The organism is Ruegeria sp. AM7 (assembly GCF_056535965.1).
Window position 1 is genome coordinate 116,221 of sequence record NZ_JBQFJE010000003.1, and the last position, 25,324, is coordinate 141,544.

Consider the following 25,324-nt stretch of genomic DNA (forward strand, 5'->3'; position numbering starts at 1 on the left):
GGCCAGCCCAATGAGCAGTGAGCATTATACACCCGCCGTGAACCCTTTGCCGCCCGTGGTGGCGGCGTTGGCCTTGTTCATCTTCGGGATCGAACTGGCCCTGACGCTGGGCTCGCGCGGGTTGATCGGAGGGCCATCGGCCGTAGGCTGGCGGCTGGATGCGTTGCAGCACTATTCCTTTTCGCCGGACATATTCGACTGGATGATGGAAAACGGGCGCTGGCCGTTTGAACATCTGATCCGCTTAGTGACATATCCGTTCGTGTCGGCCAATTTCACTCAGGCCATCTTTGTCTGCGTCTTTGTTCTGGCCATGGGCAAAATGGTGGCCGAGGTTTTTGGCAGCGTGCAGATGCTGGTGATCTTTGTGCTGTCGGGCATCGGCGGGGCGCTGGCCTATGCGCTGCTGCTGGACCCGCAATATCCGCTGGTCGGAGGGTTCCCACCCGTCTACGGCCTGATCGGAGCATTCACGTGGATTTTGTGGCGTAAGCTGTCGCTGGTGGGTGAAAACCAATCTCGCGCCTTCAGCCTGATTGCCGTATTGATGGGGATCCAGTTGTTGTTCGGTCTGATCTTCGGCGGCACGCTGGACTGGGTGGCAGATCTCGGCGGGTTCGCTACAGGCTTTGCTCTGTCATTTGTGGTTGGTCCCGGCGGTTGGGCCCGGATCATTGGTGGTATCCGCCGCGACTGATCAGGACCGCCGCAGGGCCTTTTTGAACTCGGCTACCTCAAAGGCGCGCAGCAGGTGGCCCAGCACAAAATACAGCACTGCCGAACCGATGATGAGGGCCAAAAGTGCGACGTAGCGCCAGCCTGGCAGGTGAAATGCCCACCCGAACAGCGAAAGCGCGGCAAATAGGCCAACGCCCATCCCAAGCGATGCGGCCGCGATCCGCCATGCCCGGCGTTTGAACCGGTCATCAAAGCGCGCCTCCTCGCCCATGCGTCGCGCTCCTAGCGCGAGCAGTCCGACCATGGCCCACCCGGCGACCGAGGCCGCAATCGCAGGCGCAATCCAGCCCACCAGCGGATAAAGCCCAAAGGCCAGCCCCGCATTCACCACCATCGCCACCACCGCGTAGCGGAACGGAGATTTTGTGTCCTCGCGCGCGAAGAACAGCGGTTGCAGCAGCTTTTGCAGCATGAAAGCCGGCAGGCCAATGCCATAAATCGCCACGGCCAGCGCGGTGGCGGCGGTATCCTCGGTGGTGAATTGGCCACGCTCGAACAGGACCGAAACCAGAGGGATCGGCATGATCACAAAGGCCACTGTTGACGGAAGGGTCAGCAGCAGCGTGAACTCTCCGGCGCGGGAAAAGGCGTTGCGGGCGCCGTCTTTGTCACCCGCACGCAGGCGGCGAGACAGGTCAGGCAGCAAAACGATTCCAACGGCGATGCCCACCACACCCAAAGGCAGTTGATACAGCCGGTCCGCGGCAAACAACCAACTGACCGCGTTTTCGGTTTTTGAGGCCACAAGCTGCCCCACCACCAGATTGACCTGCGTCACCCCCATCGCCAGCGCGGCGGGGACGGCGATACGGACCATGCGGCGCATTTCCGGGCTGAGCTTCGGGCGACCGGGGCGGATACGGATGCCTGCGCGCTCGGTCGCGATCCAAACCAGCGCCAGCTGCGCAACTCCGGCCAAGGGGATAACGGCGATCAGCCAGCGGATGACCTCGCCGCCCGAAATGGCTCCGGCGATCAGGGCGGTGCAGGCAAAGATGTTAAGCAAAACCGGCGCGGCGGCAGCGGCCGCAAAGCGGCCTGTGGCGTTCAGAACACCAGAAAACAGCGCTGCTAGTGACATGAACAGGATGTATGGGAACACGATATAGCCGTAATCCACGGCCAGATTGAACCGATCGTCGCCGTAGAATCCTTCGGCGGTGATCCAGACCAGTGCGGGCATGAACACCATCGCGAGCCCAACCAGCGCCAAAACGGCCACGGCCAGCAGGTTGAAGGCATCCTGTGCGAATCCTTCGGCGTTCTCGTCCCCTTCCACCCGTTTGGAAAACATCGGCACGAAGGCCGCGTTGAACGCACCTTCGGCAAAGAAGCGGCGGAACATGTTGGGCAGGCGGAAGGCGGCCACAAAGGCGTCCATCACCGGGCCCGGCCCGATAAAGGCCGTCAGAAGAATTTCCCGAAGAAACCCCAATATCCGGCTGGCCAGGGTCCAGAACCCGACCGTGAAAAGACCCGAGAACAGCCGGATTTGCTTCATGATTCCGCGCGCTCAGCGCCCTCGGTGATGGCTTTGCGCAGCTTGGCTTCAAGCCCGCGCTGCTTGCTGTCCGAGTGGTATTTCAGCCCGAACATGTCTTTGACATAGAACGTGTCCACCACCTGTTCGCCATAAGTCGCGATCACCGCGTTGGCGACATAGACATTCGCCGCGGCCAGCGTGCGCGCCAGATCATAGAGCAGGCCGGGACGGTCGCGGGTATCGACCTCGATAATCGTGTAGATTTCGGACCCGTCATTGTCGAAGATGATATGCGTCGGAACGTTGAAGGCGCGTTCGCGTTTCTTGATCTTGTCGCGCGATTTCAGCGCGTCACGCGCTACAACTTCGCCCTTTAACGTTTTGTGTATCATCTGCGTCAGGCGTGGCAGGCGGCTGGCTTCGAATGGGCGGCCATCTGCATCCTGTATCCAGAACGCATCAGTCACATAGCCGTCCTTGGTCGTATAGCTGCGCGCATCGACCACGTTCGCTCCAACCAGCGCCAGCGCGCCAGCGATCCGCGCGAAAATACCCGGATGATCGCCCATGGCGAAACAGGCGCGAGTGGCATCGCGATCCTCGTCCGGTTGCAGGCGAATTTCCATCGCGCCCGCGTCGCCACTGTGATCAAGCGCTTGCAGCATCTCGGCAAATTCAACATGCGTCGACAGGTTAAGGCCCTGCCAATAGGGGTCGTAATGCCGACCGGTCTCGGTTTTCAGGTCAGCCTTGGACCAATCGGCCAATTCGGCGCGCAGGGTCTTTTTCGCCTCGGCCCCGCGATTGGCACGGTTGAGGTCTTCCATCCCGGTCTCAAGCGCGCGCTTGGTTTCCGCGTGCAGCGCCCGCAGCAGAGTGGCCTTCCAGTTGTTCCACGTATCCGGCCCAACGCCGCGAATGTCACAGACCGTCAGAACTGTCAGCAGGTCCAACCGTTTGACCGTTTTCACGGCCTTCGCGAAATCGCGTACCGTGCGCGGATCGGAAATATCGCGTTTCTGCGCCATATCGGACATCAGCAGGTGATAACGCACCAGCCATTCGACCGTTTCGCAATCAGCCTTGTTCAACCCAAGCCTCGGCGCGATTTTGCGTGCCATCTGCGCACCGAGGATCGAGTGATCTTCGGGCCGCCCCTTGGCAATATCGTGGATCAGCAGGGCGACGTACAGAACCTTGCGGTTCACGCCCTCTTTCAGGATCGACGAAGCCAACGGGAGGGATTCCACCAGTTTTCCGCGTTCGATCTGGTTGAGGTTGACGATGCACTGGATGGTGTGTTCGTCCACCGTATAGCTGTGATACATGTTGAACTGCATCATCGCGACGATGTGCTCAAATTCGGGGATAAAGGCCGACAGGACCCCCAGCTCGTTCATCCGGCGCAGCGCGCGTTCGGGGTTGCCGTGTTTCAGCATAAGATCAAGGAAGATACGTTGTGCTTCCTTGTCTTCACGCATGTCCTCATCGATCAGGTTCAGATTTGCTGTCACAAGACGCATCGCATCCGGATGGATCAGCATGCCCGTGCGCAAACCTTCCTCGAACAGACGCAGCAGGTTCACCTTATCGGACAGGAACTGGTCCGGGTCGGCCACGTCCAGGCGGCCATGGACGACTTGATACCCTGCCTTGACCCGTGGGCGCCGGCGGAAAATCCGTTCCAGCAGCGGTGCGCCCTTCATGTGTGCGGCTTCCAGCTTGGTCAGGAAGATGCGGGTCAATTCACCCACCATCGTTGCCTCGCGGAAATAGCGCTGCATGAAAACCTCGACGGCACGGCGACCGGCGCGATCCTTATAGCCCATGCGATCGGCCACCTCGACCTGCATATCGAAGGTCAGGTGCTCAGTGGCGCGGCCCGTGACCAGATGCAGATGCGAGCGTACGGCCCACAGGAACTCCTCGGCCTCGTCGAAGGCTTTGTACTCGTCTTCTGTTATCAGCCCCAGCGGTACAAATTCAGACACGTCCTGAACATCGTAGATGTATTTCGCGATCCAATACAGCGATTGCAGGTCGCGCAGCCCGCCTTTGCCTTCTTTGACATTGGGCTCGACCATATAACGCTGGCCTTGCTTTTTGTGGCGCTCGTCACGCTCTTGCAGTTTGGCTTCGATGAATTGACGTTCGGTGCCTTTGAACAACTCGTCCCGCAGGCGGGTTTTGAGTTCATCGCCCAAGGCCGTGTCGCCCGCCAGATAACGCTGCTCCAGCATAGCTGTGCGGATGGTGAAATCCTCGCCCCCAAGCCGCAGACAATCCTTGATGGTGCGCGAAGAATGCCCGACCTTCAGACGCAAATCCCACAGGATATACAGCATGGACTCGATCACGCTTTCGGCCCAGGCGGTGATTTTGTAGGGCGTCAAAAACAGCAGATCGACATCCGAGGCGGGGGCCATCTCGCCCCGCCCATAGCCGCCCACGGCCAGAACGGCGATCTTTTCGCCCTGCGTCGGCGTGGCCAGAGGGTGAAGGTCATGGCTTGCGACCTGCATGGCGGTGCAGACCAGCCCATCGGTCAGATAGGTGTAAGAATGGGTCAGCGGCCGGGCGTCGAACGGGCTTTGGGAAAACGCATCAGCGATGGCTTGCCGCCCTGCCTTTTGGGCATCCCGCAGAATGCGCACGCATTCTGCCCGGCGCGCGGTGTTGTCTGAAACGTTTTCAAAGGCTTCCGACAGTTGCGCCAGAACGGTGGCGCTGTCGAAGATGTCTTGGGCCGGGCAGATCAGCTCACCTTTTGGGGTGAGCGTCAGCGCCGGTCGATCAGAAACCGGCGCCTGAGAAGCTTTGTGGGGCAGGGTCAATCACTACTACCTGTTTGTTCTGGATCGTGGCAACTGCCAGACCGCGTTCGTTGGTACCGTTCGAGCGCAGGCGAAAGATGCCTCCTACACCCTGGAAACCGGCATTCTGTGTCAGGGCCGAAGCCGTCAGCGCATCCGATTTACCCTGGCTGACCAAGGCTCCGATGGCGGCAATGCCGTCATAGGCCAGACCGCTAATTGGATGCGGTGCCTCACCATAGGTATTGTTGTACCGCTGACGATAGGACTGTGCCTTGGCCGGGTCGGGCAGCGCGAACCATCCCCCCTGCACGCCCGGCAATTCAAGCGTCTGAGCTGGAATATCCCAGCGTGTCAGACCGATATATTGCGTCATTGCTGGCGAGATACCTGCCTCGGGCAATAACTGTGTATAGAGTGGCAACGCACCGGCTGTTGTTGCTGTCAGGAACACCGAATCCGCGGCCGATGCATCCACCGTGGCCTTGATTGTGGGAACTGAATTGATCACGCCCTGCTGAGACCGGTCATAGCCGATTGTGCCTGCATTGTTGACGCGACTGTTGCTTAGCGCATTGGCAATGGCCGACTGACCCAACTGGCCTGCCGCATCGTTGCTGTGCACGATGACCATGTTGTTTTTGCCCTGCGAACCGGCAAAATTAACAAGTCGATTGGCCGTGTTGTCGAAGGTGGGACCCAGGACAAAGACGTTCCCGCCAGCGATGCTGGTGTTGTTCGAGAAAGACAGGACATTCACATTGTTGTTTAAAACGGCCAACCCTGCCGAGTTTGCGGCCTGCGCGTAAACCGGACCCAGGATAACCTTTGCACCATCCGCAACGGCCCGTTGGGCCACCTCGGCCGCCGTGTTCGAGCTACCGCGCGTGTCATAAACCCGCAGGTCGATCTGCACATTTTGCAAATCTGCCATGGCCATTCGTGCTGCGTTCTCAAGGCTTCGGGCCAAGGCCGCATCGCCCGAATTGGCTGATCCCGCAGGAACCAGCAGCGCCACAGGCACCGGCTTAGAGGTGTTAATCGATGGCCCTCCGCCCAGTCCTGTTGTCTCACAGGCGGTCAGAAAAGCGGCGGTGGCCAAAACGGCGGCGGTTTTTGCCAGTTTGCGAACGGGCTTGCAAACGGTAAACATCTGAATGAAAACTCCCTGTCCCGGCGACTTGAAAGACGCCATTTTATTAGGTCGCGATAATAAACGTCACGCTGCGAGGGTCCAGCTTTGAATCACCAAAAAGTCAGATTGGGCGCGGGCCTGTATTTTGTCGCCACTCCGATCGGCGCGGCGCGCGATATCACGCTCAGGGCGCTGGATGTGCTGGCCTCGGCTGATGTGGTCGCCGCCGAGGATACCCGTAGCCTTCGGCGCCTGATGGAGATTCACGGTGTGCCGTTGGAGGGGCGGCGCATTCTGGCCTATCACGATCACAGCGGTGCAGGTGCGCGGGGCAAGATCCTGGACGCGCTGGCCGAAGGGAAATCCGTTGCCTATGCCTCTGAGGCCGGGATGCCACTGATTGCTGATCCGGGTTATGATCTGGGGCGTCAGGCGGCTGAGGCCGGTCACATGGTGACCTGTGCGCCCGGGCCATCGGCGGCCTTAATGGCCCTGACACTGGCCGGATTGCCAACGGATGCGTTCTTTTTTGCCGGTTTCTTGCCCAATGCATCGGGCGCGCGCCGGGCACGGATCGAGGCGTTGCGCGACATTCCCGGCACGCTTGTTTTCTACGAATCGCCAAAGCGTGTCGCGGCCTGCCTTTCCGATCTGGCAGATGTATTGGGAGAGTCGCGTCATGCCGCCCTGTGCCGCGAATTGACCAAGAAATTCGAAGAAGTTCGCCGCGGGACGCTGAAAGACCTTGCCGAAGGGGTGCAGGATCAGACAATCAAAGGCGAAATCGTTCTGTTGGTTGATCGGAGCCATTCGGAAACTGTTAACGAATCTGACGTAGAAGAGGCTTTGAAAAGGGCCTTGGAAACCCATTCGGTTCGGGATGCGGCGGATCTGGTTTCGGAAATGTACAAACTTCCGCGCCGTCCAATTTATCAGAAGGCGCTGAAACTGGGAAAGGGATGACATGTCTGCGCGATCTGTTCGAAGTTCTGTGTCTTACCAGGCGGGTCAATCCGCCGAGATGCAGGTTGCGACCGATTATGAACGTCGCGGCTTTTCGATTGCGCATCGTCGTTGGCGCGGGGCCGGTGGGGAAATAGACCTGATCGCGCGTAACGCCGATGGTCTGGTGTTCATCGAGGTCAAGAAAAGCAGCAGTTTTGATCAGGCGGCGTCGCGGATCAACCGGCGGCAGATGAACCGGATTTGCGCCTCGGCCGCGCAGTTTCTGGAACATGAGCCGGATGGACAGCTGACAAATGTGCGCTTTGACGCCGCGCTTGTGGATGCCTCGGGCGCTGTTCAAATCATCGAAAACGCCTTTGGGCAAGCCTGACCCCCATTGAACCCTCGGGCTCGCTGGGCCATGTATCTGGCGTGAAACTGAGGGACACGCCATGAAAATCGCCTTTCAGATGGACCCGATCGGGGCCGTGGATATCAATGCAGACAGCTCTTTCCGACTAGCCGAAGAGGCGCAGGCGCGTGGGCACTCTCTGTTTTTCTACGAGCCGGATCAGTTGGCGTATCAGGAAGGGCGGGTCACGGCGCGCGGCCACGACATGACCGTTCAGCGCGTGGCGGGCAATCCGGCAGAGCTGGGCCCCGAGCGTGAGGTTGATCTGGCTGATTTCGATGTGATCTGGCTGCGTCAGGATCCTCCGTTCGATATGCATTATATCACCTCAACGCATTTGCTGGACCGTCTGAAGGGCAAGGCGCTGGTCGTGAACGATCCGTTTTGGGTGCGGAATTACCCCGAAAAGCTGCTGGTTCTGGATTTCCCCGATTTGACGCCGCCGACGACGATTGCGCGCGATCTACAGACGATCAAAGCGTTCAAGGAAAAGCATGGCGATATCATTCTCAAGCCGCTTTATGGCAATGGCGGTGCGGGCGTGTTCCGGTTGGATGCCAATGACCGAAATCTGACCTCATTGCATGAACTGTTCACCGGGTTCTCGCGTGAGCCGCTGATCGTGCAGAAGTTCCTGCCCGACGTCAGCAATGGCGACAAACGGGTGATTCTGGTTGATGGTGAGGCAGTCGGCGCAATCAACCGCGTGCCTGCCAAGGGCGAGACGCGGTCGAATATGCATGTGGGCGGTCGCCCGGAAAAGATCGGCCTGTCCGAGCGCGATCTGGAGATTTGCGCCGCCATCGGCCCGCTGCTGAAGGAAAAAGGCCAGATTTTCGTCGGAATCGACGTGATCGGAGATTATCTGACCGAGATCAACGTGACCTCGCCCACCGGTATTCAGGAGTTGGAGCGGTTCGACGGTGTCAACATCGCTGAAAAAATCTGGCAGGCGATTGAAGCCAAGGTTTAAGACGCCGCGCGGGCGCTGATGCGAAAGCTCAGTGCCTCGGCCACATGGGGTCGGCGGATATCCGGCGCGCCTTCAAGATCAGCAATGGTGCGCGCGACCCGCAGGATGCGGTGATAGGCGCGCGCCGACAGGCCGAACCGTTCAGAGGCTTTCAGCAACAGCTCTTTGCCCTCAGTGTCGGGGGCGGCGATCTCTTCCAGCAGCTTGCCTTCCATATCTGCGTTCTGGCGGGGCACCATGCCCTCGAGCCGCTCCGCCTGCACGGCGCGTGCGGCTTCGACCCGTGCGGCCACCGTGGCAGAGCTGTCCCCGGAAGGCGGCAGGTCCAAATCGGTGAACCCGACCGGAGGCACCTCGATCCGCAAGTCGAACCGATCCAAAAGCGGGCCAGAGATACGGCCCAGATAATCCTCGCCACAGACCGGCGCGCGGGAACAGGCGCGGGCGGGATCCGTTAGGTATCCGCATTTGCAGGGGTTGGCGGCGGCCACCAGCATGAAGCGGCAAGGGTATTTCACATGGGCATTGGCGCGGGCGACCATGACCTCGCCCGTTTCAATCGGTTGGCGCAGGGTTTCCAGAACGGTGCGCGGAAATTCAGGGAATTCATCCATGAACAGAACTCCGTTATGGGCCAATGAAATCTCACCGGGTTTCGCACCCCGACCTCCGCCGACAATCGCAGCCATTGAGGCTGTGTGGTGCGGCTCGCGAAACGGGCGAGTGCGGCTGATCCCGCCTTCGTCCAGCAATCCGCAGAGCGACTGGATCATAGAGGTTTCCAGCGCCTCGGATGGGGTCAAAGGCGGCAGAATTCCCGGCAGACGCGCGGCCAGCATGGATTTGCCCGACCCCGGCGTGCCGATCATGATCAGGTGATGCCGCCCGGCGGCGGCGATCTCTAGCGCGCGTTTGGCCCGCTCTTGCCCTTTTACATCGCGCAGGTCGCGCGCGCTGGGCGCAAGGCTGACCTCGCCGGGTTGGGCTGCCGACAATGGTGCCTGACCCGAGAAATGCCGCACCACATCGCCCAGCGACGTGGCCCCGATAACCTGTGTAGCATCGACCCAAGCCGCCTCGGCGCTGGAGGCTTTGGGGCATAGCAGCGCGCGATCTTCGGCGGCGGCGGTCATGGCGGCGGGCAGAGCGCCGACCACGGGTACAAGCGATCCGTCCAGTGACAGCTCACCCAAGGATACCGCGCCTTCGGCGGCGTCGGAGGGAATGATCTCCAGCGCAGACAGCAGCGCGACGGCGATGGGCAGGTCGAAATGGCTGCCTTCTTTCGGCAGGTCGGCAGGCGAGAGGTTGATAGTGATGCGTTTTGACGGCAGCGCGATGGCCATGGAACTGAGCGCGCTGCGCACGCGGTCGCGGGCCTCGGACACGGCCTTGTCGGGCAGGCCGACGATGGAAAAAGCGGGCAGACCCGGCGAGACGGCGCATTGGACCTCGACCGGGCGGGCCTCGACCCCTTGGAAAGAAACGGTATGAGAGCGGGCGACCATAAACGACCTTTTTGGTTAACAGGTCGTTGCTGGCACGCCGCCGGTTTAGGAATCGTTAACGCCTGCGATCATGGCCGAGAATTTCGGCCAAGCGCCCGGGTCTGCGGCGGTTTTGTCACGGCAGAACGGGTTGCAAAAGCCCCAGATGCGGCCGTCCAGTTCAAGGAAATCCGTCACAGGGTCGCCGGAATAGGGGCAGGTGGCGTTGACCGAGGGGCCTGCGTCTACAACGCGGGCTGCGGGCGAGCCGACTGGCCAGGGTTGTGTTGCCAACCCCAGTGCGTAAGGGAAGGGATCATAGGCCACGGCCAATCCCATCGCGCGCCATTGGCGGACGGACAGGTCTGACAGCAGGTCAAGGCAATAGACCCGGTTTGCGTCCGAGACTGCCAGACCATAGCCGATGATCCGCGCGGCCACCGGCGTATAGAAGACATCCGCCAGGGAATAGTCGCCAAACAGCGGACCGGTGGTAGCCCCGGACACGCTGCGAGCATGGGCCCACAGGGTCTCGATCCGGTCAAGGTCGCGCAGGGTATCCGCCGAGGGTTCAAAACCGGTCCAGCAATGGCGCAATTGCATCGGGCATTCGCCGCGCAAGGCGATGAACCCGGCCACCATCTCGGCGCATAACCAGCGCGCGGCGGCGCGGGCGGCTGGATCTGCAGGCCACAGCCCGGCGTCGGGATGTCGTTCGGTCAGAGTTTCGGCCATGGCGAGGCTTTCGCCCACCACCGTTCCATCGGGTATGCGCAAGGCGGGCACCAGACGGGCAGGGGCGAGTGGCTTCATATCCTCGGCCATGGTGCCGGAATAGAGGCCGATCATTTGGGTTTTGTAAGGCAGGCCGAACTTTTCCAGCATCAGCCAGCCGCGCATGGACCAGCTGGAAAACAGGCGGTCTCCGATAAACAGATCATAGGTCATGCACGCAGGATGGCGTGGCCCGGCACGGCGGTAAATCAGAGATTTGTGCGCCGGTGCATCACGCGAGGTGATTGATCCGCCCGACCGACCAGCGATCCCCGTGATGAGTCAGTTCGGTAACCGAGAGGTTGTCGATCTTGTGGCTGAACGCCTCTTGTGCGGTTGCGTCCAGCGCGCGCTGTACCTGTGTCAGGATCACGCCGAAATGCACCACAATGACCAGATCGCGCCCGCAATAATCGGCAATCAGCCGGTCGATCACGGCATCTACCCGCGTACGCACCTCATTCCAGCTTTCGCCGCTTGGGGGGCGCACGTCACCGGGATTGTCCCAATAGGCAAAGGCCAGTTCGGGGTCTTCGGCCTCAATATCCTTGAAACCGCGCAGCTCCCACGTGCCGAAATTGATCTCGCGCAGGTCGGGGTGATGGGGCAGGCGGGTGCGTGTTCCCTGAATGGCCGAGGCCGTATCCGCGGCGCGGGACAGGTCGGATGAGATAACAACCGCATCAGACGGCAGATGGTCATGCAAACGCTGGATCGCCACTGTGTCGCTGAGATCAGCGGGCAGGTCGGACCAGCCGACCATGGTTTTGGCATGGGTCGGGCCGTGGCGGACAAGATGCAGGCGAGTCACGGCAGCTGTCCTTTCAGTACCAGAGGCAGCCCGGCTGTGACTTGCACCACCAGATCGGCCTGCGCGGCCAATGCGATGTTCAGCCGTCCCTGTGCCTCGCGAAAGCGGCGGGACAGGGCGTTGTCTGGGACAATGCCGTGGCCGACTTCGTTCGATACGACTACAATCTGGGCTTTGCAGGTATTCAGCGCATCCAAAAGCAGGGCTTGTTCTTGTTCCAGATCGTTTTCCGCCAAAATATGATTGGTCAGCCACATCGTCGCACAGTCAATCAGACAGACCTGATCCTGCGTCAGAGCGGCCAGAGCAGGGTGCAGGTCGAACGGAGCCTCGATCGTCGTCCAACCCTCCCCTCGTTGCTTCACGTGCGACTTCACCTTTTTGTGCATTTCATCATCAAACACTTGTGAAGTCGCGAGGTAAATGCGGATTTTCCCTGTTGAAACAGTGAGTTGTTCGGCAAATGCCGACTTTCCCGAGGCTGCTCCGCCGATAACAAAGGTCAAATCCGAACCCACTGGTGTTACCTTCCATGTGATCCACCCGGTTTTGTCCTGCGTATCGACCACAAGTCGACAAGGCAAGGCTGGCTAGGCCTGCGAAAAAGGGAGGCTTCCATGGCTCTGGATAATACAAACGATTTTTCGATGTCGCGACAGGCGATGAAAGCGGAACTGCTGGATGCAGAAACCGAGCTGAAACTGGCGTATGCGTGGCGAGATCACCGCGACGAGCAAGCCCTGCATCGCTTGATTACCGCCTATATGCGGCTGGCGATTTCTATGGCGGCCAAATTCAAACGGTACGGCGCGCCGATGAATGACCTGATTCAAGAGGCCGGTTTGGGCCTGATGAAAGCCGCCGACAAGTTCGATCCTGACCGGGGCGTGAGGTTCTCGACCTATGCAGTTTGGTGGATCAAGGCCAGCATTCAGGATTACGTGATGCGCAACTGGTCGATGGTGCGCACCGGCTCGACCTCATCCCAGAAATCTCTGTTTTTCAATATGCGTCGTGTGCAGGCCCGGCTGGAGCGTGAGGCCGCGACGGATGGAATGGATTTGGACCGCCATCAGTTGCATCAAATGATTGCCGCAGAAATCGGCGTGCCTTTGCGTGACGTCGAAATGATGGAAGGCCGTCTGTCGGGTTCGGATTTTTCGCTGAACGCGGTGCAATCGTCGGATGAGGACGGCCGTGAATGGATCGACGCGTTGGAAGATGAGCGCGAACAGGCCGCCGAAACCGTTGAAATTAACCACGATACCGAACAGTTGCGCGAATGGCTGGTGGCGGCTATGCAGGCGCTGAATGACCGCGAACGGTTCATCGTGCGCGAACGCAAACTGCGCGAGCCATCGCGGACTTTGGAAAGTCTTGGGGAAGAACTGGGCCTGTCGAAAGAACGTGTCCGTCAGCTTGAGGCTGCAGCATTTGTAAAAATGCGCAAGAACCTTGAAGCGCAATCGCGCGAGGTGCAACACTTCATCGCATGAGACAGTTTGCGATTCTGCTGTGCGCGTTTGTGGTTACAGCCGGTATAGGCCGGGCTGACGGTTTGATTCCGGATGACGTCGCCGATGCGATGCGTGCGGCTGACGTGGTGATCCTGGGTGAAATCCACGACAACCCACAGCATCACATCGTCCAGAAAGAGGCGTTGGAGATTATCAACCCCTCGGCCGTGGTCTGGGAAATGGTCACCGAAGAGGGTGCGCAGCGGCTGGCTCAGAAAGCTGCGACGAACCCCGAGGAATTGGACCGTATTCTGAAATGGGCCGAGATGGGGTGGCCGTCCCTCAGCATGTATTACCCGGTCTTTCAGGCTACCGATGCGCCGGTCTATGGCGCGATGGTTCCCCGTGCGGCGGCGCGCGCTGCAATGGAACGGGGTGCTGCCACGGCGCTGGGCGCGGATGCGGCGCGCTATGGGCTGACAGTGCCTCTTTCGGCTGCGGATCAGGCTGAACGCGAGGCAGATCAACTGGCGGCGCATTGCGATGCGCTCCCGCAAGAGGCGTTGCCTCAGATGGTGGCCATCCAACGTTTGCGCGACGCGGTTCTGACGCGTTCGATCTTGCGTGCCGATGACGAAACAGGCGGGCCGATTGCTGTGATCACCGGCAATGGGCATGCCCGCAAGGATCGCGGGATTCCGACGTTCACGTCCCGGCTGCGCCCTGGTTTGAAAGTCTTTGTGTTGGGGCAGTCCGAGGATGGCGCGATCTCAGGCGAGTTTGACGCGGTGATCGACAGCCCTTCGGTCGAACGCGAAGACCCCTGTCTGGCATTCCAGACGCAGAATTAACCGCTGGAACTGTCTGGCCTGCTTGCCTAATGTCAGGGCCGACCGGGACGGGAAGGGCTGAACATGCTGGCATCGAAACGAATTCTGCTGATCATCGGCGGAGGCATCGCGGCCTATAAATCACTGGATCTGATCCGACGCCTGCGCGAGCGCGGCGCGGCCGTGACCCCGGTTCTGACCCGCGCGGCTGAAGAATTCGTGACGCCTTTGTCCGTGTCTGCCTTGGCCGGAGAAAAGGTCTATCGCGATCTCTTCGATCTGACCGATGAGGCCGAGATGGGCCATATCCAACTGTCCCGCTCCGCCGATCTGGTGGTCGTCGCCCCGGCCACTGCCGATCTGATGGGCAAAATGGCGGGTGGGTTGGCCAATGACATGGCCTCGACCCTGCTGATGGCGACCGACACGCCGGTTTTGAGTGCGCCCGCGATGAATGTGCGGATGTGGGATCACCCGGCGACGCAGCGCAATCTGGCGCAACTGCAGGCGGATGGTGTCCGCTTTGTTGGCCCGAACGAGGGCGATATGGCCTGTGGCGAGTACGGCCCCGGTCGTATGTCCGAGCCGCTTGAAATCGTTGCTGCGGTCGAGGCGCATCTGGGCGGTGGCCCGTTGCAGGGCAAGCGTATTCTGGTGACGTCTGGCCCCACACATGAACCTATTGATCCGGTGCGCTATATCGCCAACCGGTCCTCGGGCGCGCAGGGAACGGCGGTGGCGCGGGCGCTGGCCGCGCTGGGGGCCGAGGTGGTGTTTGTCACCGGCCCTGCGGATGTTGCCCCGCCTCAAGGGGTGCAAGTGGTCGCGGTCGAGACCGCACAACAGATGTCGGATGCGGTGGACGCCGCCTTGCCCGTGGATGCGGGCGTGTTCGCGGCGGCTGTGGCGGATTGGCGGGTGGCCAGCGCCTCGGACCGGAAGCTGAAGAAAACCCGCGACGGTTTGCCTGCGCTGGAGTTTGCAGAAAACCCAGACATTCTGAAACGCGTCTCGCATCTGGAAACGGGTCGCCCCGCGCTGGTCGTGGGATTTGCGGCCGAAACCGACAATGTGATCGACCACGCCACCGCAAAACGTGCGCGTAAGGGGTGCGACTGGATCGTGGCCAATGACGTCAGCCCCGCCACCGGCATCATGGGCGGGTCCGAAAATGCGGTCACGCTGATCTCGGACGCAGGGGCCGAAGTATGGCCGCGTATGGGCAAGGACGACGTGGCCGAGCGTTTGGCGCGCAAGATCGCTGACGCGCTGACCGCGTGAGGGAAAGGAAACAAGATGGTTGCAATCCGTGTGATCCGCGAGGACGGCTCTGACCCCTCAGTTCCGTTGCCGTCCTACGAAACCACCGGCGCGGCGGGGGCCGATGTGCGGGCCAACCTGCCGGGTGGCGCGTCGATGACGTTGGAGCCTGGCCAGCGCGCCCTGGTTCCCACCGGGCTGCGGATCGAAATCCCGAATGGCTATGAAGTGCAGGTCCGCCCAAGGTCCGGGCTGGCGTTGAAACACGGGATCACGTTGCCTAACACACCGGGTACAATCGACAGCGACTATCGCGGCCCGCTTGGCGTAATCGTACTGAATGCGGGGCAAGAGGTGTTCGAGATCACCCACGGTGAACGCATCGCGCAACTTGTCGTGGCCCCGGTCGTGCAGGCCACGTTTGAGTCTACCGATACACTCAGCGACACCGAACGCGGCGCGGGTGGGTTCGGCTCGACCGGGCGGGGCTGATGCTGCTGGTTTTCGTTCTGGCCGCAGGGCTGTGGGGTGTTGGCTATCTGGCGGGCGTGTCGCGCACCGCGCGGATGACATCCGTCGGGGTGCTGCTGTTGGGCGTGATCACGGCGCAACTGGTTCTACCGGACGGGCACCCCTTGCGTCAGGCGACTGGCGGCTCTGCAGCGATGTGGCTGATCTTGGGTGGTTTCGCGGTTCTGGTTCTGGTTTATGGAAGGGTGTTGAACGCGTTGCGAAACCGTGCAACGCCCGCCACGAAGGAGCCCGCCATGCCATCCGACCAATTCTCTGAGACCGAACTGGAACGTTATGCCCGCCATATCGTGCTGCGGGAACTGGGCGGGCCAGGTCAGAAAAAGATGAAACAGGCCCGTGTGCTGGTCATTGGCGCAGGTGGTCTGGGCGCGCCCGCGCTGCAATATCTGGCCGCCGCCGGGGTGGGCACCATCGGCGTGATCGACGATGACGAGGTTGAGAACGCGAACCTGCAACGTCAGGTGATCCACCGCGACGCGGATATCGGGATGCCCAAGGTGTTCTCGGCCCAGCAAGCAATGCTGGCGCAGAATCCAAACGTGACGGTGCTGCCCTATCACCGCCGTCTGACCGATGAGATTGCCGCAGACCTGTTTGCCGATTTCGATCTGATCCTCGATGGCACTGACAATTTCGACACGCGCTATCTGGCCAACCGCACGGCGGTTGCGCTGGGCAAGCCGCTGATCTCGGGTGCGCTGTCGCAATGGGAAGGGCAACTGAGCGTCTTTGACCCCGCTCATAACGCCCCCTGCTATCAGTGCATCTTCCCCGAGGCCCCGGCCCCCGGATTGGCCCCGTCGTGTTCCGAGGCGGGGGTGATCGGCCCTCTGCCCGGCGTGGTGGGATCGATGATGGCGGTTGAGGCGATCAAGGTGATCACCGGGGCGGGGCAGGCCCTGCGCGGTGAAATGCTGATCTATGACGCGCTTTATGGCGAAAGCCGCAAGATCACCCTGTCGCGCCGCGCCGATTGCCCGATTTGTGGTAAGTGACCACGCGCACTGGATCATTCCGCCCCGCGTTCCTAGGTTGTGGTCAAAGGAGAATTTCATGACCAACCCGATCCTGTCCGACTGGACCACACCGTTTGAAATCGCGCCCTTCAACACGATTGCCGACACCGATTTCGCGCCCGCGCTGGACGCGGCCCTAGAGGCGCACAACGCGCAGATCGATGCCATCGCGTACACACCCGACGCGCCCAGCTTTGCCAACACGGTTGAGGCGCTTGAGGCTGCGGGTGATCAATTGGACAAGGTCCTGTCCGTCTTTTTCACCGTGGCCGGGGCTGACAGCAACCCGGCGCGTGAAAAGCTGCAGCGTGACTTCTCGCCCAAGCTGGCGGCGCATTTCTCGGGCATTTCCTCTAACAAAGCGCTGTTTCAGCGGGTGGCCGATCTGTGGACCCGCAAGGATGATCTGGGTCTGACGGACGAACAGGCGCGGGTGCTGATGCTGACCCATCGGGGCTTTGTGCGTGCAGGCGCAGCGCTGACCGGGGATGCGGATGCGCGGATGCAGGCGATCAAGGCGCGACTGGCCTCGCTGGGGACGTCCTTCACCCAGAACCTGCTGGCGGATGAGCGGGACTGGTTCATGCCCCTGTCCGAGGACGATCTGGAAGGTCTGCCCGATTTCGTCGTGGATGCGGCCCGCGTCGCAGGGCAAGAAAAGGGTGCAGATGGCCCGGTTGTGACCCTGTCGCGGTCCGTTATTGTCCCTTTCCTGCAATTTTCGCCCCGCCGCGATTTGCGCGAGACGGCCTATAAGGCCTGGACCGCGCGTGGCGCGAATGGGGGCGAGACGGATAACCGCGAAAATGCCGCCGAAATCCTGTCCCTACGCGAAGAACGCGCCAAGCTGTTGGGTTATGACAATTTCGCGGCCTACAAGCTGGAAACCGAGATGGCCCGCACTCCAGACAAGGTGCGTGACCTGCTGATGCAAGTGTGGGAGCCCGCCAAGGCCCGCGCGGATGCGGATGCCGAGACCCTGACGCAGATGATGCAGGCGGATGGGGTCAATGGCCCACTGGCCGCGTGGGACTGGCGCTACTATGCCGAGAAACGCCGCAAGGCCGAGCATGATCTGGATGAGGCCGCGCTGAAACCCTACCTGCAGCTGGACCGGATGATCGAGGCCGCCTTTGCCTGTGCCAACCGTCTGTTCGGGTTGGAGTTCGCGCCGCTGGATGTGCCGCTCTACCACCCGGATTGCCGCGCGTGGGAAGTCACGCGCAACGATCAGCATATCGCGGTGTTCATCGGGGATTACTTCGCGCGCGGGTCCAAACGATCCGGCGCGTGGTGCAGCGCGATGCGGTCGCAGGCCAAGTTTCCTACGGTGCAAGCTCCGGTCGTGATCAATGTCTGCAACTTTGCCAAGGGCGATCCGGCGCTGCTGTCATATGATGATGCGCGGACACTGTTTCATGAATTCGGCCATGCGCTGCATCAGATGCTTTCAGATGTGACTTATGAAAGCATCTCGGGCACGTCTGTCGCGCGCGATTTCGTCGAACTGCCCAGCCAATTGTACGAACACTGGCTGGAAGTGCCCGAAGTTCTGGCCGAGTTTGCCACCCATGCCGACACCGGCGCGCCAATGCCGCAGGACATGCTGGACAAGGTGCTGAAGGCCGCCAATTTCGATCAGGGGTTTCAGACGGTCGAATATGTCGCCTCGGCGCTGGTCGATCTGGAGTTCCATGACGGCGCGGCCCCGGCGGATCCGATGGCGAAACAGGCGCAGGTGCTGAAGGGTCTGGGGATGCCCCCGGCCATCGGGATGCGCCACGCGACGCCGCATTTCGCGCATGTGTTCGCGGGCGACGGCTATAGCTCGGGCTACTACAGCTATATGTGGTCCGAGGTCATGGACGCCGACGCCTTCGCCGCGTTTGAAGAGGCCGGAGGTGCCTTTGACCCCGACCGCGCCAAAGCGCTGGAGGAGAACATCCTGTCCACCGGAGGCTCGCGCGAGGCCGAAGACCTGTATCTGGCCTTCCGGGGCCGGTTGCCGGGGGTTGAGGCGTTGCTAAAAGGGCGCGGGCTAGTAGCCTAAAGCACGATCGACGAGGTGCAGGTATGGCTCGCCTGCCTCGCCGCGTCGGATGTTTTCGACAATCACCTGCGCGGCTGTTTCGGGCCGCGTTTCCGAGGCGATATGCGGCGTGACCGTCACATTCGGATGTGCCCAATAGGGGTGGTTGGCGGGCAGGGGTTCAACCCGGAAGACGTCCAGCGTGGCGTGGCCGATCTGCCCCGTGTTCAGCGCATCCAGCAGGGCGTCGTCGTCGATCAGAGGGCCTCGGCCCGGATTGATCAGACACGCGCCCTTGGGCAGTAGGGCGAGGGTTTCCGCGTTCAGCAGGTTCTCGGTCGCCGGTGTGTCGGGCAGAAGCAGAACGGCGATTTCGGCGCTGGTCAGCGCGTTGCGCAGCCCCCCATCGCCATGCAGACAGGAAACGCCGGGGATGTCCTTGGGCGAACGACTCCAGCCCGTGACGTTGAAACCCAACGCCGCCAGTGCCCGCGCGGATGCCTCGCCCAACATGCCAAGGCCCAGAATGCAGACGGTGCGATCAGGGGCTAGTGGTGGGGCCTCGGGTGTCCATGTGCCGTCTTGCAGGGTGATATGACGGTCCATCCCCAGATGATATCGCAGCACGTGGCCGACCACCCATTCAGTCATGCCTTGTGTCAGGCCGTGATCGACCATCCGCGCCAGCGGGACGGTCAGAGAGGCGTTGCCCGCGATCTTCTCGACCCCGGCCCAGAGGCTAAGCACGGCCTTGAGGTGCGTATAGGGGGTGAAATTCAGCAGCCCTCCATTCGGGGCATAGACCACATAGTCGACCTGATCGGCCGGCAGGTCGGTGGCCAGATGGGCGTCCACGCCCGCTTGCTCCAAGCCTTTGGTCAGCAGTGGTTCATACACGGGCCACAATTCGGGGCGCGCGGAAAACAGGACGTTCACGGGCATATAGGGCCTTTCAGATCAGCGGGGACGGTGGATGTGGGCGCTTTGCACGATGCCGAAAGCGGCCATTAGAACCAGCATGGCCGAGCCGCCATAGCTGACCATCGGCAGCGGCACACCCACGACCGGGGCCAGCCCCATCACCATCGACATGTTGACCGCGAAGAACAGGAAGAAGTTCAACGCGATGCCCAGCGTCACCAGCGACGAGAACCTGTCCTTGGTCGACAGCGCCGTGACTAGGCAGAACACAAGGATCAGCCCGTATAGCGTCAGCAGGGTGATGCCGCCGACAAAGCCGAACTCTTCGGCCAAGGTGGTAAAGATGAAATCGGTGTGTTTTTCCGGCAGGAAGTTCAGGCGCGATTGCGTGCCTTGCATGAAGCCGCGCCCATTCCACCCCCCTGATCCCAGCGCGATCTTGGACTGGGTGATGTGATACCCCGCGCCCAGGGGATCGGTCGACGGGTCCAGAAACGTATCAATGCGACGGAACTGGTAGTCTTTAAGCAATTGCCACTCGGTCCCGCGGCTGTTGAACACAGTGGCGATCAGGCCGACCACCGCCGCGATGACGGCGGCAAAATAGGCCCAGTGGACACCGGCCAGGAACATCAGTCCTCCGCCCGCCGCAAGCAGCAGGATCGACGTGCCCAGATCAGGCTGCTTTAGGACCAGCGCCGTCGGGATCAGGATCAGCGCAACCGGGATCAGAACCCATATCGGGCGTGAGGTTTTATGCGAAGGGAGCCAGTCGTAGTAAGCGGCCAGTACCATCACCAACGCCACTTTCATCACCTCGGAGGGTTGCAGCCGCATGAAGCCCAGATCAATCCAGCGCTGCGCGCCCATACCGATTGTTCCGAAAAGCTCAACCAAGATCAGTAGTCCGATCGAGCCCAGATAGGCCAAAACAGACATGTTTCGCCAGAACCAAATCGGAACCAGTGCGATGATAAACATTACTGTGAGGCCCAGACCAAAACGTTCCATCTGGGGCTCGGCCCACGGGGCCCAGGACCCTCCGGCCACGGAAAACAGCATCAGGAACCCGGCGCTGGCTGTGCTTATCAGCAAAAGCGTCAGGGGCCAGTTCATGTACAGGAACTTGCGGAACCCCGATGGCGTGGATTTGACTGCGTATTCAAGATAGCTCATGCGCGGTCCTTTGTAGTTGGACGCGCTTTGGGGCGGCGGTCGCCTTCAAGCTGTTTCTGTTGTTCCTTTATGCGTTCCCGGTCTGCGACAGGATAGGCTTCGAGTGGGGGCGTGCCGTTGTAAAGCGCCTGTAGCATAATATCCCGCGCGACGGGTGCGGCGGCCTTAGAGCCGCCTCCACCGTGTTCCACAACAACAGCGATTGCGTATTTGGGTTTGTCATAGGGGGCAAAGCTGACGAACAGCGCGTGGTCGCGGCGTTCCCATGGCAGGTCTTCATTTCGGATTACGCCTGCGGCACGTTCGGCCTTGGTGATGTTGCGCACCTGACTGGTGCCGGTCTTGCCAGCCATGCGCAGATCGTCAGCAATGATGCGGCTGCGATAGGCGGTACCACCCCGATCATTCGAGACCGAGAACATGGCCTTGCGTACCTGTTCAAGATTGTTCGGGTTGACCGCCAAAGGTTCACCCAGACCCGAGGGTTCTTCGACGCCGTTAATCGAACGAACAAGTCTTGGCTTCACTTCACGTCCGGTGGCGATCCGTGCAGTCATGACCGCAAGCTGCAGAGGTGAGGCCAGCATGAAACCCTGACCAATCGACGCATTTGCTGTGTCGCCTACAAGCCAGCTTTCACCGTGTACCCGCTCTTTCCATGCCTGGTTCGGGGCCAGCCCGGCCGCAACTGCCGACATCGGAATGTCATGTTTGACGCCCAGCCCGAAAACACGCGCCATGTCGGAAATCTTGTCGATACCGGTCCGCAGTGCCACATCGTAGTAATAAACATCACAGCTGCGCTTGAGCGAAAGGTTCAGATCGACAGTCCCATGCCCGCCGCGCTTCCAGCAGTGGAAACGGCGGCTGCCCACCTTGAGATGGCCGGGGCAATAAACGGTATTGCCGGGGCCGATCACTCCGGCCTCAAGCGCGGCCATGGCGGTGATCATCTTGAAGGTTGATCCCGGAGGGTACGTGCCTTGGACTGTCTTATTCGCAAGCGGGCGGTAATTGTCTTGTGTGAGGGTTCGGTAATCCCCAACCGAGATACCGCGCACAAACAGGTTGGGGTCGAAACTGGGGGCTGAACTGATCGCACGGATATCGCCGGTCTCACAGTCGATCACCACCGCCGCAGCGCTTTCACCCGCCAAACGGGCTTGCGCGTATTGCTGCAGATCGGCATCGACGGAAAGTTGTAGATCGGCGCCGGCCTCGCCTTCTTGCCGGTCCAATTCGCGCATGACGCGACCGGTGGCGTTGACTTCGACCCGCTTGGCCCCGGCCTTGCCGCGTAGGGTGCTTTCCTGCTTGGCCTCAAGTCCAACCTTGCCGATTTGAAAGCGGGGGATGCGCAAAACCGGCTCGGGGTCGTCGATCTGGCTTAGGTCATAATCACTGACTGGGCCGACATATCCGACCACATGGGCAAAGTCCTCGTAGCGCGGATATTGCCGCGTCATGCCAACTTCGGGTGTCACCCCCGGCAGGGCGGGCGCATTGACGGCGACTTTCGAGATATCCTCCCACGTGACCTGATCAGCCAACGTGACCGGAAGAAACGGGGCCGAACGGCGCATCTCGGTCTTGGCGCGTTCCATTTCGTCTTCGGTCAGCGGAATCAGGGACGACAGTCGCGTCAGCACTTCGTCCACATCGCCTGCGTCCTCGCGGACCATCACGATACGGTAGGAAGGTGAGTTTTGCCCGATGATCTGACCGTTTCGGTCATAGATACGTCCGCGCGTCGGAGGGATCAGGCGAATGTTGATGCGGTTTTCTTCGGCCAGCAGGCGGTATTCGTCGGCCTGATCGACCTGCATATAACGCATGCGGGCGGCCAAACCCCCGATAAAGGCAGCTTGCAACCCGCCAAGAATCAAGGCCCGACGAGGTAAGCGCTTATAAGCAAGTCCTTGTGACTTGGGCTTCTGTTGCTTCATCAGCGTGCCCCCATCGTGCCGGTTTCGGCGGCGGATATGCGTTGAACGCCGAATACGCTCTGTGTCAGCAGAACGATCAAGGGGTAAATAGCTATTGTCAAAACCACTTGAATCACGACGGGCCCCAATGTCGCCTGTTGCACGGACACAATAGCAAGAATAACGCGGTTAAGCACAAAAACTGCCGTGATCACCACCGCTGATGTCATCCACTCACTTGGAAACCCGGCATCCCTCATGCCCAGCGATGCTGTTCGCAGATAGGCCGCGCCAATGACCACCAATGCCGCCATCAGGCCCGGCGGACGCTGAAGCAACAGGTCGGCGGTCAGCATCACAACCGCTATCAGCGGAATCGGCACAAATTCGGGCCGGCGCATGACCCACGCGAACGTCAACGCGATCAACAGATCGGGAAAGGGCCAGCGGTCCGGTTTCGTATCCAGCGGAAGAAGGTGCATGAACAAGATCAGCATTGCCAGAAACAGATACAATGCGCGCTTGGTCCAAAGCTGAGACGCGTTCCTATCCATCTCCGACCTCTGCTGGTGTCAGGGCGGCTTCGGGACGTCGTGGTCCGACGATATCCCCCGAGTCTTCGATGGCAGGAGCCGAGTGGAACCTAAGAACACGCAAGAATTCCAGCCGTTCGAAATCCGCAGACAGGCGTACGCGCAGGCGCCCGCCCGGATCGGCCGTGATCTGGCCGATCAGCAGGCCACCGGGAAACACTCCGCCATCACCTGACGTGACAACACGGTCGCCCGGTCGTACAAGTTCGCGGTTTTCCAGAAACTCGACGGCGGGTGCGGATGTGTTATCGCCTGCGATCAGTGCAGTCTGGCCCGAAGGCTGAATCGTCGCGGGAATAGCGCTTGAGGCATCGGTCAACAGGATGACCCGGGCCGTGTCGGGGCCAACGCCCGAGATGCGCCCCACCACGCCAATACCGTCCATCGTTGCCCAGCCATCCATTATGCCGTCGCGTTCACCAACATTCAGCAAAACCGATTGCCGAAAGGGCGAGCCACTGTCGGCCATAACGACACCGGTGATATAGGTCAGGCGCGGGTCAAGACGTACGTTGTTGAGGTCCAGAAGGCGCGCGTTTTCCTGTTCCAACTGCAGGGCGGCCTCTTTCCAGGCGCGCATCAGGCGCAACTCGCTGCGCAGTTCATGGTTCTGTTCGCTCAGCCGCTGATAGCTTTGGAAGTCACGGGCCAGATTGACGATTCCTGTGACTGGCACCATCGCCCATTCCATCGAGGGCACAACCTTGTCGACCACTTGCGCGCGGAAACGTTCAACCCGAGGGCTGTCGATGCGCCAGACGAGAAAGATGCCCAACAGGCAAAGCACAACAATCCCCAGCAACAAGCGGCGCAGAGGTGCCGTGTATTCATCGCGCTGTGATCGGTCGTTTGCCACAGGTTACCTTCCCGTGCTGCTCTTGCCCGAGTTCTTACCCCGAAAGGGTGCGCGCCTTAGCTTTCGTAGTCAATCGCGTGGCGCAGTTGTTTTTCGTATTCCAGCGCTTTGCCGGTGCCCAAAGCCACACAATTCAGGCTTTCATCGGCAATCGACACAGCCAGACCAGTCTGTTCGCGCAGGGCAAGGTCCAGATCACCCAGCAGCGCGCCGCCGCCGGTCAGCATAACGCCACGGTCCACAATGTCCGCAGCCAGATCGGGCGGTGTGGTTTCCAATGCAGTCATCACCGCTTCGCAAATCTGCTGGACAGGTTCTGAAAGGGCCTCGGCCACTTGGGCTTGGCTGATCTCGATTTCCTTAGGCACGCCATTCAGCAGGTCGCGGCCCCGGATATGCATTGACTGGCCACGGCCATCGTCTGGCATCCGGGCGGTGCCGATGGTGGTTTTGATGCGTTCTGCAGTAGATTCGCCCACCAGCAGGTTTTGCTGGCGGCGCAGATACGAGATGATTGCTTCGTCCATACGATCTCCGCCGACGCGGACCGAGCGCGCATAGACGATGTCGCCCAACGACAGAACGGCAACTTCGGTGGTGCCGCCGCCGATATCGACAACCATGTTGCCGGTCGGGTCAGTGATCGGCATGCCTGCACCAATGGCGGCCGCAATCGGTTCGGCAATCAGGCCCGCGCGGCGCGCGCCTGCCGACAGAACCGACTGACGGATCGCGCGCTTTTCAACAGGTGTCGCACCGTGTGGCACGCACACGATGATTTTAGGCTTCGAAAAGGTCGACCGTTTATGCACCTTGCGGATAAAGTGCTTGATCATCTCTTCGGCAGTGTCGAAATCGGCGATGACGCCTTCACGCATTGGGCGGATCGCCTCGATCGAGCCGGGCGTCCGACCCAGCATCAGCTTGGCATCCTCGCCCACGGCCAGAACCTTTTTGACGCCGTCCTTGACGTGATAGGCCACCACCGAGGGTTCTGACAGGATAACACCGCGTCCTTTGACATAAACCAGCGTGTTCGCCGTTCCAAGGTCAATCGCCATGTCCGCCGTGAACAGGCCGCCCAGATTGCCAAAGATTCCCATGTTTTCAATGATCCCGTTCGTCAAAATTTCCACTGCCCGCGACTCGACGGTTC

General features: G+C 60.6%; 23 protein-coding genes. 10 read left to right on the forward strand and 13 right to left on the reverse strand.

From position 1 onward, the window contains the following. Nucleotides 1–10: 10 nt before the first annotated feature. On the forward strand, nucleotides 11–697 hold the full coding sequence (locus tag ACR3EG_RS04265; RefSeq protein WP_480483175.1) for a rhomboid family intramembrane serine protease: 687 nt from the start codon (nucleotides 11–13) through the stop codon (nucleotides 695–697). Here ACR3EG_RS04265 and murJ read toward each other — a convergent pair whose 3' ends face one another. The 3 genes from murJ to ACR3EG_RS04280 are packed head-to-tail and all read right to left on the reverse strand — an operon-like array spanning nucleotide 698 to nucleotide 6,187. Next, complete coding sequence (murJ, locus tag ACR3EG_RS04270; RefSeq protein ID WP_480483177.1) at nucleotides 698–2,239, reverse strand: murein biosynthesis integral membrane protein MurJ; 1,542 nt, start codon at nucleotides 2,237–2,239, stop codon at nucleotides 698–700. Beyond that, nucleotides 2,236–5,055 (reverse strand): [protein-PII] uridylyltransferase, encoded by a 2,820-nt coding sequence (locus ACR3EG_RS04275; RefSeq protein WP_480483179.1) that lies wholly within the window; start codon nucleotides 5,053–5,055, stop codon nucleotides 2,236–2,238. The genes murJ and ACR3EG_RS04275 overlap by 4 nt, the downstream gene beginning before the upstream one ends. Continuing rightward, nucleotides 5,015–6,187 carry a penicillin-binding protein activator gene (locus ACR3EG_RS04280; RefSeq protein WP_480483181.1) on the reverse strand — a complete coding sequence of 391 codons (1,173 nt, stop codon included), beginning with the start codon at nucleotides 6,185–6,187 and terminating at the stop codon, nucleotides 5,015–5,017. Before ACR3EG_RS04280 ends, ACR3EG_RS04275 begins: the two co-directional genes overlap by 41 nt. Before the next feature lie 87 nt (nucleotides 6,188–6,274). On the opposite strand from ACR3EG_RS04280, the gene rsmI reads away from it, so the two are divergent. The 3 genes from rsmI to gshB all read left to right on the forward strand — a co-directional run bounded on the left by rsmI (nucleotide 6,275) and on the right by gshB (nucleotide 8,499). Continuing rightward, nucleotides 6,275–7,132, forward strand: a complete 858-nt coding sequence (rsmI, locus tag ACR3EG_RS04285; RefSeq protein WP_480483183.1) for a 16S rRNA (cytidine(1402)-2'-O)-methyltransferase — start codon at nucleotides 6,275–6,277, stop codon at nucleotides 7,130–7,132. Between the two features lies 1 nt (nucleotide 7,133). Continuing rightward, nucleotides 7,134–7,505: a YraN family protein gene (locus ACR3EG_RS04290; protein ID WP_480483185.1), complete on the forward strand. Its 372-nt coding sequence runs from the start codon at nucleotides 7,134–7,136 to the stop codon at nucleotides 7,503–7,505. Between the two features lie 61 nt (nucleotides 7,506–7,566). Beyond that, nucleotides 7,567–8,499 carry a glutathione synthase gene (gshB, locus tag ACR3EG_RS04295; RefSeq protein ID WP_480483187.1) on the forward strand — a complete coding sequence of 311 codons (933 nt, stop codon included), beginning with the start codon at nucleotides 7,567–7,569 and terminating at the stop codon, nucleotides 8,497–8,499. On the opposite strand, the gene ACR3EG_RS04300 is transcribed toward gshB, so the two are convergent. The 4 genes from ACR3EG_RS04300 to cobU are packed head-to-tail and all read right to left on the reverse strand — an operon-like array spanning nucleotide 8,496 to nucleotide 12,089. Next, a complete protein-coding gene (locus ACR3EG_RS04300) occupies nucleotides 8,496–10,007 on the reverse strand; it encodes a YifB family Mg chelatase-like AAA ATPase (RefSeq protein ID WP_480483189.1) in 1,512 nt (503 codons plus the stop codon). The two genes, gshB and ACR3EG_RS04300, sit on opposite strands and share 4 nt — an antisense overlap. Nucleotides 10,008–10,052: 45 nt before the next feature. Continuing rightward, the gene (locus ACR3EG_RS04305; RefSeq protein ID WP_480483191.1) at nucleotides 10,053–10,934 is read right to left on the reverse strand and encodes a glutathione S-transferase; all 882 of its coding nucleotides are present in this window, start codon (nucleotides 10,932–10,934) and stop codon (nucleotides 10,053–10,055) included. 58 nt (nucleotides 10,935–10,992) lie between these two features. Continuing rightward, nucleotides 10,993–11,571, reverse strand: coding sequence for a histidine phosphatase family protein (locus tag ACR3EG_RS04310; protein WP_480483193.1), 579 nt, complete (start codon nucleotides 11,569–11,571; stop codon nucleotides 10,993–10,995). After that, nucleotides 11,568–12,089: a bifunctional adenosylcobinamide kinase/adenosylcobinamide-phosphate guanylyltransferase gene (cobU, locus tag ACR3EG_RS04315; RefSeq protein WP_480496692.1), complete on the reverse strand. Its 522-nt coding sequence runs from the start codon at nucleotides 12,087–12,089 to the stop codon at nucleotides 11,568–11,570. The genes ACR3EG_RS04310 and cobU overlap by 4 nt, the downstream gene beginning before the upstream one ends. Nucleotides 12,090–12,188: 99 nt before the next feature. Here cobU and ACR3EG_RS04320 point away from each other — a divergent pair, with 99 nt between their 5' ends. The 6 genes from ACR3EG_RS04320 to ACR3EG_RS04345 all read left to right on the forward strand — a co-directional run bounded on the left by ACR3EG_RS04320 (nucleotide 12,189) and on the right by ACR3EG_RS04345 (nucleotide 18,718). Further along, nucleotides 12,189–13,067 carry an RNA polymerase factor sigma-32 gene (locus ACR3EG_RS04320; protein ID WP_480483195.1) on the forward strand — a complete coding sequence of 293 codons (879 nt, stop codon included), beginning with the start codon at nucleotides 12,189–12,191 and terminating at the stop codon, nucleotides 13,065–13,067. Continuing rightward, on the forward strand, nucleotides 13,064–13,879 hold the full coding sequence (locus ACR3EG_RS04325) for a ChaN family lipoprotein (RefSeq protein ID WP_480483197.1): 816 nt from the start codon (nucleotides 13,064–13,066) through the stop codon (nucleotides 13,877–13,879). The genes ACR3EG_RS04320 and ACR3EG_RS04325 overlap by 4 nt, the downstream gene beginning before the upstream one ends. Nucleotides 13,880–13,942: 63 nt before the next feature. Continuing rightward, nucleotides 13,943–15,139 carry a bifunctional phosphopantothenoylcysteine decarboxylase/phosphopantothenate--cysteine ligase CoaBC gene (coaBC, locus tag ACR3EG_RS04330; RefSeq protein WP_480483199.1) on the forward strand — a complete coding sequence of 399 codons (1,197 nt, stop codon included), beginning with the start codon at nucleotides 13,943–13,945 and terminating at the stop codon, nucleotides 15,137–15,139. 15 nt (nucleotides 15,140–15,154) lie between these two features. Continuing rightward, nucleotides 15,155–15,610: a dUTP diphosphatase gene (gene dut, locus ACR3EG_RS04335; RefSeq protein WP_170353472.1), complete on the forward strand. Its 456-nt coding sequence runs from the start codon at nucleotides 15,155–15,157 to the stop codon at nucleotides 15,608–15,610. Then, complete coding sequence (locus tag ACR3EG_RS04340) at nucleotides 15,610–16,647, forward strand: HesA/MoeB/ThiF family protein (protein WP_480483201.1); 1,038 nt, start codon at nucleotides 15,610–15,612, stop codon at nucleotides 16,645–16,647. The genes dut and ACR3EG_RS04340 overlap by 1 nt, the downstream gene beginning before the upstream one ends. A gap of 58 nt (nucleotides 16,648–16,705) precedes the next feature. Further along, entirely contained in the window at nucleotides 16,706–18,718 is a 2,013-nt protein-coding gene (locus ACR3EG_RS04345) for a M3 family metallopeptidase (protein ID WP_480483203.1), read from the forward strand. On the opposite strand, the gene ACR3EG_RS04350 is transcribed toward ACR3EG_RS04345, so the two are convergent. From ACR3EG_RS04350 to ACR3EG_RS04375, 6 genes are read right to left on the reverse strand one after another with little or no spacing between them, the layout of a single operon-like run. Continuing rightward, nucleotides 18,707–19,639: a 2-hydroxyacid dehydrogenase gene (locus ACR3EG_RS04350; protein ID WP_480483205.1), complete on the reverse strand. Its 933-nt coding sequence runs from the start codon at nucleotides 19,637–19,639 to the stop codon at nucleotides 18,707–18,709. The two genes, ACR3EG_RS04345 and ACR3EG_RS04350, sit on opposite strands and share 12 nt — an antisense overlap. A gap of 15 nt (nucleotides 19,640–19,654) precedes the next feature. Further along, the gene (gene rodA, locus ACR3EG_RS04355) at nucleotides 19,655–20,794 is read right to left on the reverse strand and encodes a rod shape-determining protein RodA (protein WP_480483207.1); all 1,140 of its coding nucleotides are present in this window, start codon (nucleotides 20,792–20,794) and stop codon (nucleotides 19,655–19,657) included. Next, nucleotides 20,791–22,740: a penicillin-binding protein 2 gene (gene mrdA / locus ACR3EG_RS04360; RefSeq protein WP_480483209.1), complete on the reverse strand. Its 1,950-nt coding sequence runs from the start codon at nucleotides 22,738–22,740 to the stop codon at nucleotides 20,791–20,793. Before mrdA ends, rodA begins: the two co-directional genes overlap by 4 nt. Further along, nucleotides 22,740–23,273, reverse strand: a complete 534-nt coding sequence (locus tag ACR3EG_RS04365) for a rod shape-determining protein MreD (RefSeq protein WP_480483211.1) — start codon at nucleotides 23,271–23,273, stop codon at nucleotides 22,740–22,742. Before ACR3EG_RS04365 ends, mrdA begins: the two co-directional genes overlap by 1 nt. Then, the gene (gene mreC / locus ACR3EG_RS04370) at nucleotides 23,266–24,168 is read right to left on the reverse strand and encodes a rod shape-determining protein MreC (RefSeq protein WP_480483213.1); all 903 of its coding nucleotides are present in this window, start codon (nucleotides 24,166–24,168) and stop codon (nucleotides 23,266–23,268) included. The genes ACR3EG_RS04365 and mreC overlap by 8 nt, the downstream gene beginning before the upstream one ends. Nucleotides 24,169–24,224: 56 nt before the next feature. After that, nucleotides 24,225–25,271, reverse strand: coding sequence for a rod shape-determining protein (locus tag ACR3EG_RS04375; RefSeq protein ID WP_039523195.1), 1,047 nt, complete (start codon nucleotides 25,269–25,271; stop codon nucleotides 24,225–24,227). Between the last annotated feature and the right edge of the window lie 53 nt (nucleotides 25,272–25,324).

Bases quoted from the DNA above. Each gene is read 5' to 3' on its own strand.
- ACR3EG_RS04300 (WP_480483189.1), bottom strand. From the start codon at position 10,007: ATGGTCGCCCGCTCTCATACCGTTTCTTTCCAAGGGGTCGAGGCCCGC.
- murJ (WP_480483177.1), bottom strand. From the start codon at position 2,239: ATGAAGCAAATCCGGCTGTTCTCGGGTCTTTTCACGGTCGGGTTCTGG.
- ACR3EG_RS04365 (WP_480483211.1), bottom strand. From the start codon at position 23,273: ATGGATAGGAACGCGTCTCAGCTTTGGACCAAGCGCGCATTGTATCTG.
- ACR3EG_RS04325 (WP_480483197.1), top strand. From the start codon at position 13,064: ATGAGACAGTTTGCGATTCTGCTGTGCGCGTTTGTGGTTACAGCCGGT.
- coaBC (WP_480483199.1), top strand. From the start codon at position 13,943: ATGCTGGCATCGAAACGAATTCTGCTGATCATCGGCGGAGGCATCGCG.
- ACR3EG_RS04305 (WP_480483191.1), bottom strand. From the start codon at position 10,934: ATGACCTATGATCTGTTTATCGGAGACCGCCTGTTTTCCAGCTGGTCC.
- ACR3EG_RS04290 (WP_480483185.1), top strand. From the start codon at position 7,134: ATGTCTGCGCGATCTGTTCGAAGTTCTGTGTCTTACCAGGCGGGTCAA.
- ACR3EG_RS04280 (WP_480483181.1), bottom strand. From the start codon at position 6,187: ATGTTTACCGTTTGCAAGCCCGTTCGCAAACTGGCAAAAACCGCCGCC.
- mrdA (WP_480483209.1), bottom strand. From the start codon at position 22,740: ATGAAGCAACAGAAGCCCAAGTCACAAGGACTTGCTTATAAGCGCTTA.
- ACR3EG_RS04340 (WP_480483201.1), top strand. From the start codon at position 15,610: ATGCTGCTGGTTTTCGTTCTGGCCGCAGGGCTGTGGGGTGTTGGCTAT.
- ACR3EG_RS04375 (WP_039523195.1), bottom strand. From the start codon at position 25,271: ATGGGAATCTTTGGCAATCTGGGCGGCCTGTTCACGGCGGACATGGCG.
- dut (WP_170353472.1), top strand. From the start codon at position 15,155: ATGGTTGCAATCCGTGTGATCCGCGAGGACGGCTCTGACCCCTCAGTT.
- ACR3EG_RS04345 (WP_480483203.1), top strand. From the start codon at position 16,706: ATGACCAACCCGATCCTGTCCGACTGGACCACACCGTTTGAAATCGCG.
- ACR3EG_RS04265 (WP_480483175.1), top strand. From the start codon at position 11: ATGAGCAGTGAGCATTATACACCCGCCGTGAACCCTTTGCCGCCCGTG.
- ACR3EG_RS04320 (WP_480483195.1), top strand. From the start codon at position 12,189: ATGGCTCTGGATAATACAAACGATTTTTCGATGTCGCGACAGGCGATG.
- gshB (WP_480483187.1), top strand. From the start codon at position 7,567: ATGAAAATCGCCTTTCAGATGGACCCGATCGGGGCCGTGGATATCAAT.
- ACR3EG_RS04350 (WP_480483205.1), bottom strand. From the start codon at position 19,639: ATGCCCGTGAACGTCCTGTTTTCCGCGCGCCCCGAATTGTGGCCCGTG.
- rodA (WP_480483207.1), bottom strand. From the start codon at position 20,794: ATGAGCTATCTTGAATACGCAGTCAAATCCACGCCATCGGGGTTCCGC.